Origin of the sequence: uncultured Nitratireductor sp., from assembly GCF_913053745.1 — a bacterium.
Taxonomy (GTDB): domain Bacteria; phylum Pseudomonadota; class Alphaproteobacteria; order Rhizobiales; family Rhizobiaceae; genus Nitratireductor.
This window is the reverse complement of record NZ_CAJXGF010000026.1, coordinates 18887-36493: the sequence shown is the minus strand read 5'-3', so window position 1 is coordinate 36493 and position 17607 is coordinate 18887. Positions and strand designations below refer to the sequence as shown.

General features: G+C 58.7%; 12 protein-coding genes and 2 pseudogenes. 10 read left to right on the top strand and 4 right to left on the bottom strand.

What is annotated here, in order from left to right; all coding sequences use genetic code 11:
* Window positions 1-207 precede the first annotated feature (207 nt).
* Entirely contained in the window at window positions 208-783 is a 576-nt protein-coding gene (locus QZ638_RS06545) for a hypothetical protein (protein ID WP_295808198.1), read from the top strand.
* Between the two features lie 292 nt (window positions 784-1075).
* Here the strand turns inward: QZ638_RS06545 and QZ638_RS06540 are convergent, their stop codons facing one another.
* Window positions 1076-1642, bottom strand: coding sequence for a hypothetical protein (locus QZ638_RS06540; RefSeq protein WP_295808197.1), 567 nt, complete (start codon window positions 1640-1642; stop codon window positions 1076-1078).
* A 3-nt stretch (window positions 1643-1645) separates the two neighbouring features.
* Window positions 1646-2395, bottom strand: coding sequence for a hypothetical protein (locus tag QZ638_RS06535; RefSeq protein ID WP_295808196.1), 750 nt, complete (start codon window positions 2393-2395; stop codon window positions 1646-1648).
* A gap of 507 nt (window positions 2396-2902) precedes the next feature.
* Here QZ638_RS06535 and QZ638_RS06530 point away from each other — a divergent pair.
* The 8 genes and pseudogenes from QZ638_RS06530 to QZ638_RS06490 all read left to right on the top strand — a co-directional run.
* Window positions 2903-3079: pseudogene (locus QZ638_RS06530) on the top strand (transposase); the annotation flags it as partial.
* Window positions 3080-3840: 761 nt separating this feature from the next.
* Window positions 3841-4326: pseudogene (locus QZ638_RS06525) on the top strand (DUF2726 domain-containing protein); the annotation flags it as partial.
* A 128-nt stretch (window positions 4327-4454) separates the two neighbouring features.
* Entirely contained in the window at window positions 4455-5195 is a 741-nt protein-coding gene (locus QZ638_RS06520) for an NYN domain-containing protein (protein ID WP_295808194.1), read from the top strand.
* A gap of 330 nt (window positions 5196-5525) precedes the next feature.
* Window positions 5526-6404 (top strand): SRPBCC domain-containing protein, encoded by an 879-nt coding sequence (locus tag QZ638_RS23295; RefSeq protein ID WP_366936208.1) that lies wholly within the window; start codon window positions 5526-5528, stop codon window positions 6402-6404.
* 80 nt (window positions 6405-6484) lie between these two features.
* Entirely contained in the window at window positions 6485-6820 is a 336-nt protein-coding gene (locus tag QZ638_RS06505) for a DUF1761 domain-containing protein (RefSeq protein WP_366936209.1), read from the top strand.
* A 328-nt stretch (window positions 6821-7148) separates the two neighbouring features.
* Window positions 7149-7685, top strand: a complete 537-nt coding sequence (locus tag QZ638_RS06500; RefSeq protein WP_295808193.1) for a GNAT family N-acetyltransferase — start codon at window positions 7149-7151, stop codon at window positions 7683-7685.
* A gap of 203 nt (window positions 7686-7888) precedes the next feature.
* A complete protein-coding gene (locus QZ638_RS06495; protein ID WP_295808192.1) occupies window positions 7889-8161 on the top strand; it encodes a nucleotidyltransferase domain-containing protein in 273 nt (90 codons plus the stop codon).
* Window positions 8127-8615: a hypothetical protein gene (locus QZ638_RS06490; protein WP_295808190.1), complete on the top strand. Its 489-nt coding sequence runs from the start codon at window positions 8127-8129 to the stop codon at window positions 8613-8615. The genes QZ638_RS06495 and QZ638_RS06490 overlap by 35 nt, the downstream gene beginning before the upstream one ends.
* Window positions 8616-8856: 241 nt before the next feature.
* On the opposite strand, the gene QZ638_RS06485 is transcribed toward QZ638_RS06490, so the two are convergent.
* Window positions 8857-9576 (bottom strand): response regulator transcription factor, encoded by a 720-nt coding sequence (locus tag QZ638_RS06485; RefSeq protein WP_295808189.1) that lies wholly within the window; start codon window positions 9574-9576, stop codon window positions 8857-8859.
* A complete protein-coding gene (locus tag QZ638_RS06480; protein WP_295808188.1) occupies window positions 9573-11018 on the bottom strand; it encodes a HAMP domain-containing sensor histidine kinase in 1446 nt (481 codons plus the stop codon). The genes QZ638_RS06485 and QZ638_RS06480 overlap by 4 nt, the downstream gene beginning before the upstream one ends.
* Window positions 11019-11552: 534 nt before the next feature.
* Between QZ638_RS06480 and QZ638_RS06475 the strand changes: the two genes are divergently transcribed.
* Entirely contained in the window at window positions 11553-17402 is a 5850-nt protein-coding gene (locus tag QZ638_RS06475) for a cadherin-like beta sandwich domain-containing protein (RefSeq protein ID WP_295808187.1), read from the top strand.
* Window positions 17403-17607 lie beyond the last annotated feature (205 nt).

Here is a 17607-nt window from a genome sequence, read left to right as displayed (position 1 = left end):
TGTTTCCTTGCGGCCCGTCGATATGCACGGGTTCCGTGAAGAGCGGTGTCGATCGGCGATGGACCGGTGGCCATAGTTGGTGGCAATCGTCGAATACGATCGGGCATTATCGGCGTGTCCCCCCAACAGGTGATTGCGGAGCGGGTCGACGCCTGCATGATGGGAAAATGGCAAGAAAGAACGACAGTTGTGCGGACAGCACGGACCATGGTCGAGCGACCGGATCCTGACACGCGTTCGCTCGATGCTCGGCCCGCCTATTCAGCGTTTGCAGGGGGGTGGGTGGTTGCCGAATGCAGGCTGACTGAAGGCAAGGTCGAACTCGCGGGTCGGCGCCATTTGCCGGATGCCCTTCTCAACGAACTCGTGAATGCTATCGGCCAAAGCGGTCTGCCCTCGATCGCGCTACCGTTGGCGCATCACATCGCGTTCGTCGGTTTCCCCTGTTCCAATGACAGAATGCGTCTGATCATCATAGACGACGAGACGCTCTGCGATCTGTTGAACAGGCGCATGGGGCCGTCGCGCATCACCCCGGCCGAGTTGCGCCTGCTCAAGCAGTTGCTGGGAGGTCTGACGCTTCACGAGGCCGCCACAGCCGATGCGGTCGGATACGAGACAAAACGCTCACAGTACAAATCGCTTGCCAAGAAGTTGCGTGTGCGCTCGCAGTTCGACCTGGCCGGATCGACAGTGACGCAGATCATGCTGCATCTCGACGGCTCGGGTTGGCGCAATTCGCGATCCGCCGCGCCGAAGCAAGCGCGCTCCATTGCGCGCTGACCGACCAGAGTTATCGATTGCTGCACCCAATCTTGCGTCCCGTTCGACACGGCGTGTCCTGTCTGAACGGATTGCGCATCTGGTCTTCCGGATGCGAAGCCTTCTTTGTCCGCTGCTGCTATTGCCGGGTGCGCAGGTCGATGTGAGCGGGAACGTCGACCGAAGTTTCCTCGTCTCATGAATATTTGACAGATAAGGGCGCGAAACGGATCGAACCAAGCAATTCGCGGCCTGGCACGGTGTCGATGGGGCGGACAGGCGGCGATAGAGACAGAGGACGACGACCCGCTGTCTAACCTCCTATCATGCCAATGAGATGTGTCCATCTGGCGTATATTTCGCCGAATGAACCGACGGTCTCGTCGGAACGCTTGTATTTGAACGATGCCCTGTGCATTCCGGAATCATCTGAAACGAGTGTATCGAGATAAACAACGACCTCGAACTCCAGGCTTCCATTCATGTCTTCGGTGATTTCCGCTTCTGGAAATGTCTTCCGAATTTCGTCTACGCGTTCCCACGATGGGGATTCTTCGACCTCGCCACGGAACGTCATGGCAATGCAGTTTTGCCCGTTGTCACAGATAAAATAGACATTGTACGCCACACCATTGAGGCGGGCATCGATGATGGGATCGCCGCTGATCGCAATCGGCAAGAATTGTGCCGCACCGTCTTCCTGCAGCATATGGAGAACTCGTTCGGGCAGCGCGGTTCCGGATGGCTCGGCGTTGATCGGCTGAGAGACGACCGAAATCGTTGCAGCGAGTGTGAGTAAGTATATTTTGAGAGAAACTCCTCGCATTGGTGCGATCTCCATATAACAATGCATATTCCAGTAAAAAGTTTTATGATACACGCATCAGTTTTCCACATTGCAATCTATGATCAGAAATCCTTGTAGCGAACCGATTACTCTATCTCCGCTTTCCGTGGTTTTATAGGAGACGGCTGCTTGTCTGTATTGAACAGAACCGCCAACTTCATCGGAAACTACCAACACCTCGACAGGGCCAAGAACATCGTGATCGAAGAACGCAGAAAATCGGAATCCTTCCCAATTTCTCCGAAGTCCTGATACCGTTCCCTTGTATATCTTCTCAGACAAGTGCGCTTTGATATCTGCTTTATTGCCGTTCCACGATATTGAATCGATAAGATGATCTTCCTCTCGCGAAGAAGTATGGGAGCACTCTCCGGCTTTTGGGAAGTTAGATGGCGATGGACGGGTCGTATCCGTATTCGAAACCTCGTTTGTCTCTTCTTTACCGTTCCAGGCGTCATATAGGTCTTTCAGGGATCCGTTTTTGCATAGATCCTCAACAACCTTATTGTACTGATCGTAAATTTGTGAACTGCTGGCGATATCAGAAAGAGCGTACTCCATATCATCCGCCTGTCCGGAGAATAAATTATATAAGAATTCTTCCATGCTTCCTGATTCGATATTAAGTTTATCAAATATTTCTGGCTTTGATTTTCTACTTTCTCGCAGCGCCCAAGCGCTCGACGCGATGGTTTTAAAATAGTCGCATTCTAGTTCATCAGAAGCGACTTTTTTCGCTGGGAATAAAAGAAACAGAATTGAGGCAAATACGGTAAGAATTTTCATCGCGAAATTCTCCCTTGAAGCGATGATCGTGTATTAATCGAGGGATGCACCTTCGATTGATCGAGTGCGGAGGTGATGACGTCCGAACCTTGTTCTGCGTGCATGCTGTCAACTGCGGCAAGCAGCGCGAGGGCGAAAGCTGATTGAAGTTGGATTATTTGGTGTCCTCCTCAGCGCTACAGCCGTCGCCCCAGTGATCGCAACGGATACTTGAGAGCATTGTTGAAAGGAGTGCGGTCAGAGGCAATCACCCCATCGGGTGATTGCGCACTTCCAGAAGCAGAATCCCTGCCAGATCCACGCAGGAACTGCGGGCCGTTCCGTCCGGAGCAGATGCCCTACCTCGCCTTCCATCGGAACTTTGTATTTAGGGCTTAAGCGTGGTGGGTGGCAGACTAGGCGGTGGAGTGGATACCCCGTCAATACCTCTAGCTTCCGCTCTTTCGGCGGGGGGAATAACCCCTAGATTTGTGAACATCTTCTTCCCTTGTTTTGGGCAAAGAGGCCATGATGCGGACCGGTAACTTCAATGACGCGTTCAAGCGCCATGCTGTCGCGCAGATCACCGAGCGTGGCTATCCGATTGCGAAGGTGTCGAAGTGGTTGGGCGTGAGCCAACACTCGCTTTACGCGTGGAAGAAGAAGTTCCCGAAGTCATCAGGAAACGATGGGGATCCGGCGGCATAGATACGTCGCCTGAAGAAGGAACTGGCGCGCGTCACAGAGGAATTCGACATCTTAAACACCGTCGCAGGGCCGTGGCTCATCTGTGCGCGGTAGAAGCACCTGCTGCTTTTGGATGTGGAATCGACCTCCCACTCCTCGCTCCATTCACTTGCTTTAAGCGGAGTTCCGATCCTGATGTTGACGAGATCACACCCTCGGAGCCTGGTATCTATCGAGGAGGAAGCGAATTGCCCAAATCTGTCGCTTCTTCAGAGGTTTCTTGACACTGACCCTTCGACCACCATTGGCCGTTAGAAGAGCTCTCAGAAATCACAAAATGGAGGCGAGCCGACAATTCCTTTCGATATCGAGAAAATTGCGACTGCCATTCATTCTGGACAAGGACTGGTTGCGCTTGTGCGCTCCAGCTGACGCGCTCCCTGTCGCCAGCCATTCAAATAATAGAATTCCGAACGATGAAACCCACCTAAAGATCTGCATAATTCTTAGAATTGCAAATTTCTCTTTAAGCCGGATTTACATCATATTTTGATAGAGTACGTCTCATGTTTGATGAGGTTCTTGTTGTTCTAGACAAAAATACGTCGCTCGTCGCGGCTCTAGCGTTGGCCGCGATAGCTGGGGCTATGGCGGAGAAACTAAGAGCAGACTATACGCGGCATAGGTGGCGAACGCGCAACAGGTGGCGGTGGGGTACACGCGAAAGAATGCGGCTTGATACACCGCCGCTGCAGCCTGTCCCCGATCTGCTTCCAACCAGGACCATCGACGCAGCCGATCAGTTGCGAATAGTCATGGGTGCTAAATTCAAGAGCCAGTCGTTGCTCAACCGCAGCGAAGCTCGACTCTTTCAGGAACTTGATCAAAACGTGCTGAGCTTGAACCCGCTTTGGCAGGTCATGGCGCAGGTGTCGCTAGGAGAGATTCTCAGCACAAGGGATCAAGCCGCTTACAGCTGCATCAATTCCAAGCGTGTTGATCTGCTTATTGTGGACGAACAATGCCGTCCTCGCCATGTTGTTGAGTATCAGGGTACTGGCCATCATCAGGGTTCGGCGGCAGCACGCGATGCAGTTAAAAAGGAAGCGCTGCGACGTGCTGGTATTGGCTACCACGAGATAGTGGCGGGACAAACTACACCGTCGGAACTGCGACGCTTAGTGGAGCGGCTGGTCGACAGGCCAGAGAGAACCGAGAGCTTGTTCGTGGCATCCGCCAATGATCCGGAGACAACGCAGGGCTAAAGATTTTCCGTTTACAAGGCCTATTTTTCTTTGGCTTCAGAACACACTCGTTAATTTCATCGAAAGATCGATGGAGCCAGTTTTCCGGATGAGTAAGCTTGAACTGGTGTATTTGAGGTAACGCTACTATGCACTCGCCGCGGCTCGCTGTTCTCATCGACGCAGATAACGCATCGGCGAAGATCGTCGATGGATTGTTCGACGAGATCGCAAAGATTGGGGAGGCAAGCGTCCGGCGTATTTATGGTGACTTCACCAACGTTCGGTCGAGAGCCTGGAACGACGTGCTGGCGCAGTATGCCATCATTCCTCAGCAGCAATTCGCTTACACGACAGGCAAGAATGCATCCGATATCACGCTCGTGATCGATGCAATGGATCTTCTGCATAGCGGGCGTTTCGACGGCTTCTGTCTCGTTTCATCCGATAGTGATTTCACCCGCCTTGCGGCACGAATCCGAGAGCAAAGCGTGGATGTATTCGGCTTCGGTGAGCAGAAAACACCCGAGAGCTTCCGCCAAGCCTGCCGTCGCTTTGTTTACACAGAAAACCTTCTGCCAGATGCGCCAGCCAATACCGAAGCGAATGGCGGCAAGTCGAAACCACTGCAGCCGCCATCGGCGGCAACACCAATAATCAAACGGGTTCTCCGTCAAATGGAGACGGATGACGGCTGGGCGCCGCTCGGTGCTGTTGGCACACAGCTCGCCAACCTAGCTTCCGATTTTGATCCGCGTAATTTCGGTTTCCGGAAGCTTAGTGATCTCGTGCGCAAGACCGGTGCGTTCGAGATCGATCATCCAGAGGGTCATGCGGTTTGCATACGCGAAAAAACGTCAGCTAAACGTTCCGCGAGAAACAGTGCTTAGCTTGAGAAAATGTCGAACTCGCTTTGGAAGCAGACTTGCGCCTCAGTTTGGCTACTCAAGCAAGAGCCTGTTAGGAAGCAAAGGGGCCGTCTGCTGCCTGTCCGGTTTTGGTAAACGCTCGGCGGTAAGCTGCCGTTCTGCGGCTGCCCCGTCAGGCAAAGTTTGCCCAGTCAGCTTGCGACCCCATTGCAGTCGCTCACGGCGACTTAATCGTCGCCTGAATGCCGACCTTCCCAGCGACCGCTGAAAAAGCAGATCTGCGTTATCCCTGTATCGTGCGCGCCGAAACATCGCTTGACATGTGACTATATAGTCACCTATTATCTTCCCATGGACGACGAAGTCTTCAAAGCGCTTGCCGATCCGACCCGCCGCGGCCTGCTGGACGCGCTGTTCGAGAAGGACGGCCAGACCTTGAGCGCGCTGGAGGAGCGGCTGCCGATGACGCGCTTCGGCGTCATGAAGCACCTGCGGCTGCTGGAAGAGGCCGGCCTGGTGGTGACCCAGAAGGTGGGCCGCGAGAAGCGCCATTTCCTCAACCCGGTGCCGATCCGGATGATCCACGACCGCTGGGTCAACAAATTCACCGAGCGATGGGCGGCGGCGCTCACGAGCCTGAAACGACAACTGGAGGATGAACCGATGGAACCGACCCACGTGCCACACCAGGTGCCTCTCGTGCCCTCGCCCGACGGACAGGGCGCGATGGCGGTCTTTGAAATCTACATCAAGACGACGCCGGAACGCCTCTGGCAGGCGATCACCGATCCGCGCATGCGGGCGGCCTACAGCTTCGGGGTGGAGATCCATTCCGACTGGGCGCCGGGCTCCCGCTACGTGACCGCCGTTCCGGCCGGATCCGACAATCCGGGGCTGCAGATCACCGAGGGTGAGAACCTGGAGATCGATCCGCCACGGCGGCTGGTGCAGACCTTCCGCGCGCTTTGGAGCGACGAGGTGAAGGCGGCCGGCTTCTCGCGCGTCACCTGGGAGATCATCCCGGTCGGCGATTCCTGCCGGCTGACGGTGGTGCACGACCGCCTGCCGGCGGATGCCCGGCCCGAACTCTATGGCGGCTGGCCGATGGTGCTGTCGGGCCTCAAGACGCTGCTCGAGACGGGGGAGCTGCTCACCACGCCCGGGTCGCTGCTTTACATGCGCGGACAGCAGGATGAGGGGCGAATTTCAGCCGATGGAGAAACCAAATGACCGTATCGAGGATCAATCCCGCTGCCGTCGTCGTCGCGGGAGTGACGGCTTTCGTGTTCAGCCTCGTCTGGTAAAGCCCGCTGCTGTTCGGCAGCGTCTGGGCGCAAACGCAAGGCGCGGAGTCGACCGCAATGGCGCCATGGAAGTTCTTCGTGGCACCCCTGCGCGAATTGTTCACGGCCTGGTTTCTCGCTTGGCTGATCGGCCGCCTCGGCATTGCTGACTGGAAAGCTGCTGCCGGCCTCGGAGCCCTTCTCTGGGCCGCGTTCTATGTGATCCAACTCGCGGGCGCGGTGATCTTCGACGGCATGTCTCCTGCCCTCGGTGTGGCCCATGCCGGCGACTGGCTGGGTAAGATGCTGATCATGGCGATCATCGTGAGTGATTGGCCCAGACGGCCAGCGGCGGCTGCATGACGGGCAGAACTCCGTGGCAGTGGGATCGAGCACGACAGCTCAGCCCGCTGCCCTCGAACCAGGGAAAGTTGGCCTGAGCGTCTGAAACGTCGCGCGGTCCAGTCGAATGGCCGCTTTCCCAAGTCCGTCGCCCAGAAGCGGGCGCGCAGACATCCACCCCACCGCGATCATTTCGGGCACGGGACGGGCCAAACGGCAGGATTCGACACCAGAGCAGCCTTTCGAATCCATCGCAGCGAACGTCTGCTGTGAGCCAAACCTCTCAAATGCTGCGTTTCTGCTCAATGTCCGCTAAGCAGTTGCGTGGATATTCGATGGATTTGCTGTTGTGATTGCCTCCCACGAGCATGTGCCGCCATTGCGCACCGACCGGCTCGTCCTTCGCGCGCCGAGTGAGCGCGATATCCCGGCATGGTTCGAACGTGCGACGGACCGAGAGTCGGCGTACCTAGCCGGTGATCCGATCCCGGCGAGCATTTCAGAAGGACAAGCTTGGCTGGAGAGGGCACTCGAGAAGGCTGCCGTCAAAGAACGCCTTTTGTGGAGTATCGATATTCACGGCGGTCCAGTTTCTATTGGAACCGTTGGCCTCAGTTTGAAAGATCCGGGAATTAGCTTCGTGATCGGACGTTTGTTCTGGGGCCGTGGATATGCCACGGAGGCCGCGCGCGAAGTGCTGAGATTTGGCTTTGAAGTGTTGGGTTTGTCAGAGGTCGGGTCCGAATTTGTTGTCGACAACAGCGGATCGCGTCGGGTCCATGAAAAGCTTGGATTCAAGTATGTCGAAAAATTCATAGATGAATCCGACGGCGCGGAGTGCGAGCGACACATTCTGTCCAAAAGGGCGATTGAAGAGCAGCGATGAGCGGATATATGTGATCCAATCTCAAAAGGCAGATTTGTCCGCATAGCTGCCAGATATTCGCAATCATACGAATGACCGCTTCCCACCTCACCGCGGTCATTTCGGGCGCGGGACGGGCCAAACGGCAGGATTCGACGCCTCTGTTGCCATTGAACATCGATCCCAGATTGATAACCTCCAGTTGAAGGTTTGGAGATGAGTCGATGGAAAGCACCGCCTCAATCAAGACAATTGCGCACGAGCTCGAAACTAGGCCGGACATAAAAGCTTTGTTTCTGAGCGGCAGCTACGGTGCAGGACTTGAGGATCTCCACAGCGACATTGATTTCTTAGCCGTGATAGGAAACGGTCATACAGATCAATTCGCAAAATCCTGGCGCAACGCAGTTGGTCTTGTGGGCGAGATCGTTCTATGGCGGGAGCGCAGGGGCAAGGGATGGTTTGAAAGTTCTCTTCGATCACGACCGACTGTTTGAAGCTTTACCTGAAACACTGGAAAAAACAGGCCCCAATGCTGGTCGAATGCGATGGCAAATCGAGGAGTTTATTCGGGTGCTCGGCCTGCTTCCCGTCGCGATGGGACGAAAAGAATACTTCAACGCAATTACCGGCGTGTTCCACCTGCGCAATTTGCTGGTCGATCTGCTTATCGAGGAGACAGGTGCGCCCCATAGGGGCGGTGCTCTTCACCTGAATAGACTTATTACCGCTGATCAGAAGGAACTTTTGGCGTCACTTCCGCCCCTCACACCCACACGTGGGTCGGTGATCTCAGCGCATCTTGCTTATGCGGCAGCATACCTTCCTCGAGCACGAGAAATGGCGGAACGACTGGGGATCGAATGGCCTCGACGTTTTGAGTTGGCGACATGGGGCCACCTCAAGCATCAGCTAGAGGTTGAGCCACCCTACTCTCTGAGACGACCTTAAGCGCGATGAGCCAATGTCGTTATCCCACCCCGATCGAGACCTATATGAGTCCTTTGACCGTCCATCCCGGGAAGGATTCAATCTGGCAGGTCAGGGGCCGGGAGCCGACGGTCGGCTTTCGAATGCGGATTCAGAAAAGCCGACGATTGATCGGTGGACGCAACAGGCGCTTGGTCAGCGCCCGGCACGCCCCTGATAGGTCGATCACCTGGGATGGTTGCGTCATGCGTCGGCAGAAAAGTTAGCCTGCGCTTTCTGACGAAGTGCCGTTCCACACGCTGACCGAAGCGGTGAACGTATATCCGACGCCATATACAACCTTGATCGGCGCCGGAAGGTTGGTGCGCGCCTCGATCTTCCTGCGCAGCCGGCTGACAACGGCGTCGAGGTGCCGGTTGTCGAAGATGGACCGTGGGCGTGCCAGTATATCGACCAGTTCCTCGCGAGGGCAGACTTCGCCGCTGCGGCTGCACAGAACGTTCATGAAGGCGAATTCCGCAGCGGTTAGCCTGAGCGTTTGCTGACAGGGCGCGGTCAGAAGCCAGCCGGTGCTGTCGAGGGTCCACTGATCGTCGTTGCTGATCATCGCGGGCAGGTCGCCGGTGCGGCGCAGCAGGCTGCGGATCGCTGCCTCGATCTCACGCAATGTGCTGTCCTTGATGAGATAGATATCGGCGCCGCTGTCGAACCCGCGGATACGGTCGGCACTGTCGCCGAGCGCGGTCAGCATGACGATGCCGCACGCGTGGTTGCGGCGTATTTCGCCGGCGAGTTCGAATCCGTTTCCGTCCGGCAGTCCGACGTCGAGTACCACGACCGTCGGCCTGCGACCGCCGCTGAGTTCCTTGCGCAGTTCATGCGCCGTTGCAACGCCAGAGGCCTCGAGGCCGCTCAGATGCAGAAAATCTACTAGATCCGCGCGCAGCCGCGGTTCATCCTCGACGATGAGAATATGAGTCATGCCGTTACGTGGTCCATATGGGGCTGTGCCGTCGCTGCGACCGGCAGGGGCAGGGATACGGTTGCCGTCATCCCCCGATCGCTGTTGGCATTCAACTGTAGCGCTCCGCCGTGATAGTCAAGCAGCTTGCGCGATGTATAGAGGCCAAGGCCGGATCCGCCCCGCGTCGCGGCGTTGGAGGCCCGGAAGAAGCGCCGCCCGATCTTGTGCAACTCGCTCGCGGGGATGCCGATGCCCCGGTCGCGCACCTGGATGATCAGGTCACTGTCCCGCCGCCGTACATCGACGTCGATCGGCTGATCCGGCGGCGAGTATTTGAGGGCGTTGTCGATGAGATTGATGATGATGGTCGTCAGCATCTCTGGGTCCGCCAAAAACGAAGTCCGCTCGTCGTCTGCGGTGAGGGTCAGCCGCTCGCCCTGATTTGTCATTCCGAAATGCAGCCGCACGTCGAGCAACAGGGAGCCGATCGTCAACGGCTCGGGTTGAAAGCGGTTCTCTCGATCGTCCGACATGAAGCGGTTGATGAGCGAAAACAAGCGGTTGAGCGCCTCGCTGATGCCGGCGATGCGTTCGCGTGTGGCTTCGGGCGACTTGTGGCCTACAAGGCTTATCATTTGGGTCGCGTTGCGGATGATGGCAAGCGGGGTGCGGAACTCGTGGCTGACCACACGCATGAAATCGGCCTGCTCCTCGCGCAGCGCCCGTTCGGCTTCCAGGCTGGCGCTCAGTTTCGTTTCCAGCCGTCGGCGCTCTTCTATCTCGCGTGACAGGGCTTCGTTTTTCTCGCGCAGATCGGTCGACAGCCGGGTGTTGACCATGAACAGGACGCAGGCGAAGAAGGCGATCTGGAACAGCGCGCCCTGCATCAGATACCAGCCATTGTGGTCGGCCAGAACGAGCGCATCCCCCGACGCTGGCAACCCTTGCTCGATCACGCTCTGTAGGATGCTGGCGACCATATATTCGACGAGGATGCCGATCGTGATCCAGCGCAACAGGCGTGGCTGTGTTCTATCGCGCAGCAGTCCCAGGCACATGATCGACATCATGATCACGGTGAAGACGGTCGACAGATGTATCCGGATGGCGAGATTGCCCGGCGCGATACCAATCGCGATGCTCCAGCTAACGAGCTGGAAAACCAGCAGCGACACGCCGATCCAGCTATAGCGCGGCTGCCCCAGGAAACGCGCAAGCCCCTCGGCGAGCAGGACGAGGCCGATCTTGATGACGAGATTGGCGAGCACGATGCTCCACGCCGCCGGCTCCAGCCCGCGCACGATCATCAGAAACAGGCCAAGCGCTATCGCTGCGAGTCCTGCGGCAAGAAATCTGAGCTCGTAGAGATGCCGCCAGGCGAGCCAGACGAATGTCCAGGCAATCGCCTGCAGGCAGGCAATTGCAAATGTGACGACCAGAACCGTATTGAGATCAAGCATCCTCGAACATTCGCACGGCCCTTGCCGTTTCTCCGCTGCATCGATTCTGAACCTCGCAGGAGTTGCGCGTCGAGGCAAGTCGCGCCGAGGCTGCAAGAATTGGTCAGAATTCAGCAGAATTAATCGGTAGAGTTGTCTGCCTGCATGAGCTTATCATAAAGAGAACTGTGATGCGGCACCGACAATCCTATCGCGAGGCACTCTGGCTCGCGGACATCGATAGCAAGACAATGTTGGCCAAGGCCACGCCTGTGAAAGGTGTCGCCCGGCAATTATGCAGTGTCCCAGCCGCATGAAGCGGGTTTCGGCCGTTCGTCAGCCGGCCGAGGTTGGGGGAAAAGCATGACTATCTGCGGTCGACACCGGAATGCCTTTGCATGCAGATCCCACCGACGGGCATTACCCCCGTCCTGGTCCGTGCTTTTCTGCGCCTTTCTGCTGACTGTATTCCTTTTGCCGTCGGCGCCTGCGGTTGCCCAGACATCGACATACTGCCCGACACTGAACGCTACCGTTGCCAATGGCGGATCGGTAATGATCGACGTCAGCGCTTGTGACGGACCGTCCGACGGCGGCATGAGCGGGCCGATCGCACCGTTCGCCCAGCATGGCACGGTGACCATTGGCAGCAATAGCGGCGGTACGCAGTTTGTCACCTATGCACATAGCGGCGATGCGGCGACGAGCGATCAGTTCGCCCTTGAAGACAACGACCTGGGAGTCGTGACGGTCAACATAACCATCGATCCGCCGGTCTCGCCGATCACCGTTTCGCCAGGCTCGCTCCCGAGTATGACCGCAGGAACCGCGTTCAGCCAGTCGCTGTCGGCAACTGGCGGTACGGCGCCTTACACCTACAGCCTCCAGTCAGGATCGCTCCCTGTCGGAATCTCCCTGACCTCCGGGGGACTGCTGAGCGGAACGCCGACTCAGCGCGGTGGTTACGCCTTTACCGTGAGGGCGACCGACGACATCGGCCAGTTTGTCGACAAGGGCTACACCGGCACGGTGCTGAACCCGACGATCTCCATTGCCCCGACATCGGCGACGGCCATACAGGGCATCGCGCTCTCGCAGACCATCTTCGCCAGCGGCGGTGTCGGCCCGTATACCTTTGCAGTGGAGAGCGGCCTTTTGCCGGTGGGGATATCCCTGTCCAGCAGCGGCCTTCTCAGCGGCACCACTTCCAGCGCGCCCGGATCTTACCCTCTGATGCTGCGGGTCACGGATTCCAGCACCGGACCGGGTGTCTATTTTGAGCTTGAGAACTTCACTTTGACGGTTGCACCGGCACCGTCAGTGTCGATCAGCGTCAGCCCGGCCTCGGTGAATGAGGACAGCGTAGCCAATCTGGTTTATACGGTCACGCGCAGCCAGAACCTGTCGTCATCCACGATCGTCAATCTCGGTTACACGGGCAGCGCGGATGGCAGCGACTATACCGGTGAGACCTTGACCGTGACCATTCCCGCCGGCTCGACGAGCGGCATCGTGGTGATAAACCCGAATGCCGATGTCACCGTGGAGGCGGACGAGACTGTAATCGTTAGCATACAGAGTGGCACAGGCTATACCATCGGTGCGCCTTCCTCTGCCACAGGCACCATCCTGAACGACGACCTTGGGACCCTGACGATCAACGACGTCACCATTCCCGAGGGTGACTCCGGAACTCAAACGTTTCCGTTCACAATATCGCTCAGCCAGCCTGCCGGACCCAGTGGTGTAACGTTCGACATCACAACCGCCGACCTGACAGCGACAGCAGGCGAGGACTATCAAGCGAAAAGCATCGTGGGCGCCACCATCGCGCCAGGGGAGAGCACGTATAGCTTCGATGTTGATGTCTACGGTGATACGACCAACGAACCCAATGAGAGGTTTTTCGTCAACATCACCAACGTGACAAACGCTATCTTGGGCGATGGCCAGGGCGTGGGCACCATCGTCAACGACGACCTTGCGGGCCCGTCGATCACCAACATTTCGCCGAACAATGGTCCGGCGGCAGGCGGCACGTCGGTGACGATCACCGGAACGAACTTCACGGGCGCGACGGCCGTGACCTTTGGCGGCACGGCGGCTGCGAGTTTCACCGTCAACAGCAGCACAACTATTTCAGCGGTGACGCCGGCCGGGACCGCCGGGGCGGTGGATGTGGCGGTAACGACACCCGGCGGCACGAATACCGAAACGGGTGGCTTCACCTACACGGCCGCCACGTTGCCGGAATTGTCGATCGACGACGTCACGGTGGGCGAGAACGGCGTCAATGCTTCCTTCACCATAACTCTGAGCGCTCCCGCCGGACCGGGTGGAGTAACGTTCGACCTCACCACCGCAGATGGCCCGGCGGTCGCCGGCGACGACTACTACGCCTTCAACGGCTCCGGCTTTATACCCGAGGGTGAGGACACCTACTACCACGGGGTCGGAGCGATCAGCGATGCGATCGACGAACCGGACGAGACCTTCTTCCTCGATATCTCCAACGTTGTCGGCGCGACGCTCGTAAAGGCGCGGGGAACGGCCACGATCAACGACGACGCGCCCACCATCACCGTGGCTCCTGCCAGTCTTTCCGATGCGACAGTCGGGGCGCCCTATAGTGCAACCGTGACCGCCAGCGGCGGGACGGGTCCATACACCTATGCCGTCACCGCGGGCGCCTTACCCGGGGGTCTGACGTTGACCTCCTCGGGCACACTGTCCGGCACGCCAACGGCAGAGGGCACGTTCAATTTCACTATCACCGCGACCGACAGCAGCGGCGGAAACGGGCCATATACCGGAAGCAGAGCCTACACGATTGCCGTCGCGGCGCCGACTGTGACGGTGAGCCCGGCTACATTGCCTGCCGCAACCGTCGCGGTGTCCTATAGCCAGTCCTTGACCGCCAGTGGCGGAACAGCACCATATAGTTATGCCGTTACGGTCGGCGCCTTGCCGTCGGGCATGAACCTGAGTTCAGTGGGCGTGCTTTCCGGTACCCCTACGGCGGGCGGGACGTTCAACTTCACCATTACCGCCACCGACGACAGCGGCGGAATCGGGCCGTACACCGGCAGCAGGGCCTATACGCTCACCGTCGCGGCGCCCGTCATCGCCCTGAGCCCCGGCACGCTGCCGTCCGCCAATCAAGGTGTCGCCTACGCGCAGACCGTTACCGCCAGTGGCGGCACCGCACCTTATACTTATTCGATTACCGGTGGCTCTTTGCCCCCCGGTACGAGCATGAGCAGCGCAGGTGCCTTTTCCGGCACACCGACGGCAAACGGCACCTTCAACTTCACCGTCACCGCTACCGACGGCAGCACTGGCACCGGTCCGTTTACGGGTAGCCAAGCCTATTCGCTGCAGGTGAACGCGGGCGTGCCGCCGATTGTCACCTCGGTGAGTGTTCCCGCCAACGGATCCTATCGTGCCGGAGATGTTCTCTCCTTTGTGGTGAACTTCAACGAGAGCGTCGTGGTCGATACCTCGGGTGGTACACCGAGCGTTCCCGTTACAATCGGAGCAACGACGTCGGATGCTAGTTATGCGGCCGGAAGCGGATCGAATGCGCTCGTATTCCAATATGTCGTCAATCCGGGCGATCTGGACACGAATGGCATTCAGGTGGGAAGCGCCATCGAGCTCAATGGCGGCACCATCGCAAACGTCTCTAGTACGCCCGCAGACCTTGCTCTTAACAACGTGGGTAGCACGAGCGGTGTTCTCGTTGACGCTGTCGCGCCTACGGTACTGTCGAGTGCGGTGAGCGGCAGCCCGCTGCCCGATGCAACCACGGCCGATTTCTCGGTGACATTCGCCGAGCCGGTTACCGGTGTCGATGCCTCGGATTTCGCACTCACGACATCAGGGGCGGTTTCCGGGACCATCAGCGGAGTCGCCACAGCCGACAACATAACCTACGTAGTATCCATCACGGGCGTATCCGGCGTCGGCTCCCTGCGGGTGGACGTCCTGACAGACGGGTCTATCAGCGACGGCGCCGGCAATGCGATGGTTGCCGCTTACACGTCAGGGACGCCATGGGTGCGCGGTGGCTCTGCCGACGCGACGCTGTCCAACCTGGCAGCGAGCGCCGGCACGCTCGCTCCCGCATTCGATCCGTCAACCACGGCCTATGCTGTTGCCGTGGACAATGCGACCGACAGCGTGACCCTGACACCGACGACAACCGAGCCGAACGCGGGCATAACCGTCGATGGACAGAGCGTTGTTTCCGGGAGTGCGAGCCAATCAATCGCATTGGCAGTCGGCTCGACCGTAATCCCCGTCGTCGTGACTGCGGAGGATGGCGTGACGACGCAGACCTATACGGTGACGGTAACCCGTGCAGCATCGGCCGACGCCACGCTTGCAAGCCTGACGCCCAGCGCAGGTTCCCTCGACCCAGCCTTCAGCCCATCAACGGCGGCCTATGTGGTCGCGGTCGACAATGCGACCGACAGCATCGCACTGACGCCGACGGCAGCCGAGCCCAACGTAACCATCACCGTCAGCGGGCAAAATGTCGTTTCCGGAAGCGCCAGCCAGGCGATCGCCCTGGCTGTGGGATCGACCGTCATCGAGGTTGTCGTCACTGCCGAGGATGCAACGACGATCCGCACCTACACCGTTACGGTAACCCGCGCGGCATCAGCCAATGCGAGGCTTGCGAGCCTGATGCCGAGCGTCGGCGCGCTCGATCCGGGCTTCAACCCCGACAGCGTCGACTATGCTGTGGCGGTCGCCAACGCCGTCGACAGAATCGCGCTGACACCGACCGCCGATGACGCTGATGCGACTATAACGGTCAACGGACACAGTGTAGCTTCCGGCGGCGTCAGCCAGGCAATCGCCTTGCCTGTCGGCTCAACCGCGATTTCTGTTGTCGTCATCGCAGGAGACGGCGCGACGACCCGAACTTACACAGTCACCGCGATGCGGGCGCAACCGGTGCCGACAGTGGTCTCGCGCGAAATCGAAATCAATGCCGGCGAGACGGCGTCGGTCGACCTTACCGAAGGCGCGACCGGCGGCCCGTTCACAGATGCCGCAATCGTCGACCTCTCCGATGCCGATGCGGGATCGGCCCGCATAGAGCGTGACGGGCAGACATACCGTCTCGTTTTTGCCTCCAGCTCGACCTATGCGGGTGGGGCGGATGTCCGCTTCACGCTTTCGAACGCGACCGGAACGTCGGCACCGGGAACGATCGCGTTCACGATCGTCGGCCGCCCGAACCCTGCGCAGGATCCCGAGGTCATAGGGCTCCTGAATGCGCAGACGGACGCAGCAAGGCGCTTCGCTCAGGCCCAGACAAAGAATTTCAACGACAGGCTTGAGCAACTGCACGATGAAGGCGACCGGCGCAGAAGCAGCATGAACCTGAGCCTCGGCTACAATGCGAAGGAAAAGCGCGGCGACCGCGAAACCCAGCAGCTTGTCGAACGGGCCCACGACGTTCCGGGGCTCCTCGGCTATGCATCGACAAGCGATGGAAGAGCGCCAAGCGACGCCTTTGGTTCGAACGCCGAACCTGAGATGCCCAACGGCAGCGGCGGCATTGATCTGGGGGCCTTCGCGGTCTGGACAGGCGGCTATATCAATTTTGGCGGGAGCGACGATGGTGCGCTCGATCTCGACCACACGATGGTTGGCGTCAGCGCCGGTGTCGACTATCGCTTCTCGCGGAAGTTCGTCGCCGGCTTTGGCGTCGGATTCGGCCGCGACCGCACCGATGTCGGCGCCAACGGCACGCAGAGCACGGGCCGTGCCTACAGCGCTGCCATCTACGGGAGCTACAAGCCGTTCGACAATTTCTTCCTCGATGGTGTCGTCGGCGGAAGCTGGCTCGATTTCGACAGCAGACGCTATGTCACCGCGACCGGCGACTTCGCGACCGGCAACCGGTCTGGACATCAGGTCTTCGGCTCGTTGACCGCTGCCTACGAGTTCCGAGACGACATCTGGCTCGTCTCGCCTTACGGGCGTGTGGAGATGTCCCGCACATGGCTTGACGGTTTCACCGAGGAAGGCGGCGGCGACTTCGGCCTGGGCTACGGAGAGCAGAGCATCGACACGGTATCCGGCGTCATCGGCATTCGCGCCAAATATGCCTTCAGGACGAGCTGGGGCACGCTAACACCGGGCGCGCGCGTCGAATACACGCACGACTTCGCGGGATCGAGCCGAATCCACCTGGGCTACATAGACATGGATCGATTGCCGTACTGGCTCGACATCGAAGCGTCCAGCCGGAGCTACATGACCCTTGGCCTGTCGCTCGATGCGGAGCTTCCGCAAGCCTGGACACTGGGCTTCGACTACCGCACTGCGTTCGGAAACGACAGCCAGGACCACGCTTTCGGCCTGGAAATCGCCAAGAGGTTCTAGGCAGCGCCAATGGGCGGTTACAAGCCGGCAAAATCAAGGTCGGACTTTATCAACCTCGTCACGTGCCGTAGATGTCTGCTTTCGGGCAACAGGGACACTGCTTGCAAAGGCTGAAATGGGGGCGCAAAGCAGTCGTTCGAACCATTTGTGCCGAAAGGTTTTGGCCAGGCCGGTGGGGCCGACATGCTCACGGTACTCGACCGGG

What these genes read in the sequence shown, in the direction of transcription:
- QZ638_RS06545 (WP_295808198.1), top strand. Translation starts at nt 208, where the DNA reads ATGGTCGAGCGACCGGATCCTGACACGCGTTCGCTCGATGCTCGGCCC.
- QZ638_RS06495 (WP_295808192.1), top strand. Translation starts at nt 7,889, where the DNA reads ATGGAAAGCACCGCCTCAATCAAGACAATTGCGCACGAGCTCGAAACT.
- QZ638_RS06475 (WP_295808187.1), top strand. Translation starts at nt 11,553, where the DNA reads ATGATCGACGTCAGCGCTTGTGACGGACCGTCCGACGGCGGCATGAGC.
- QZ638_RS06520 (WP_295808194.1), top strand. Translation starts at nt 4,455, where the DNA reads ATGCACTCGCCGCGGCTCGCTGTTCTCATCGACGCAGATAACGCATCG.
- QZ638_RS06485 (WP_295808189.1), bottom strand. Translation starts at nt 9,576, where the DNA reads ATGACTCATATTCTCATCGTCGAGGATGAACCGCGGCTGCGCGCGGAT.
- QZ638_RS23295 (WP_366936208.1), top strand. Translation starts at nt 5,526, where the DNA reads ATGGACGACGAAGTCTTCAAAGCGCTTGCCGATCCGACCCGCCGCGGC.
- QZ638_RS06535 (WP_295808196.1), bottom strand. Translation starts at nt 2,395, where the DNA reads ATGAAAATTCTTACCGTATTTGCCTCAATTCTGTTTCTTTTATTCCCA.
- QZ638_RS06480 (WP_295808188.1), bottom strand. Translation starts at nt 11,018, where the DNA reads ATGCTTGATCTCAATACGGTTCTGGTCGTCACATTTGCAATTGCCTGC.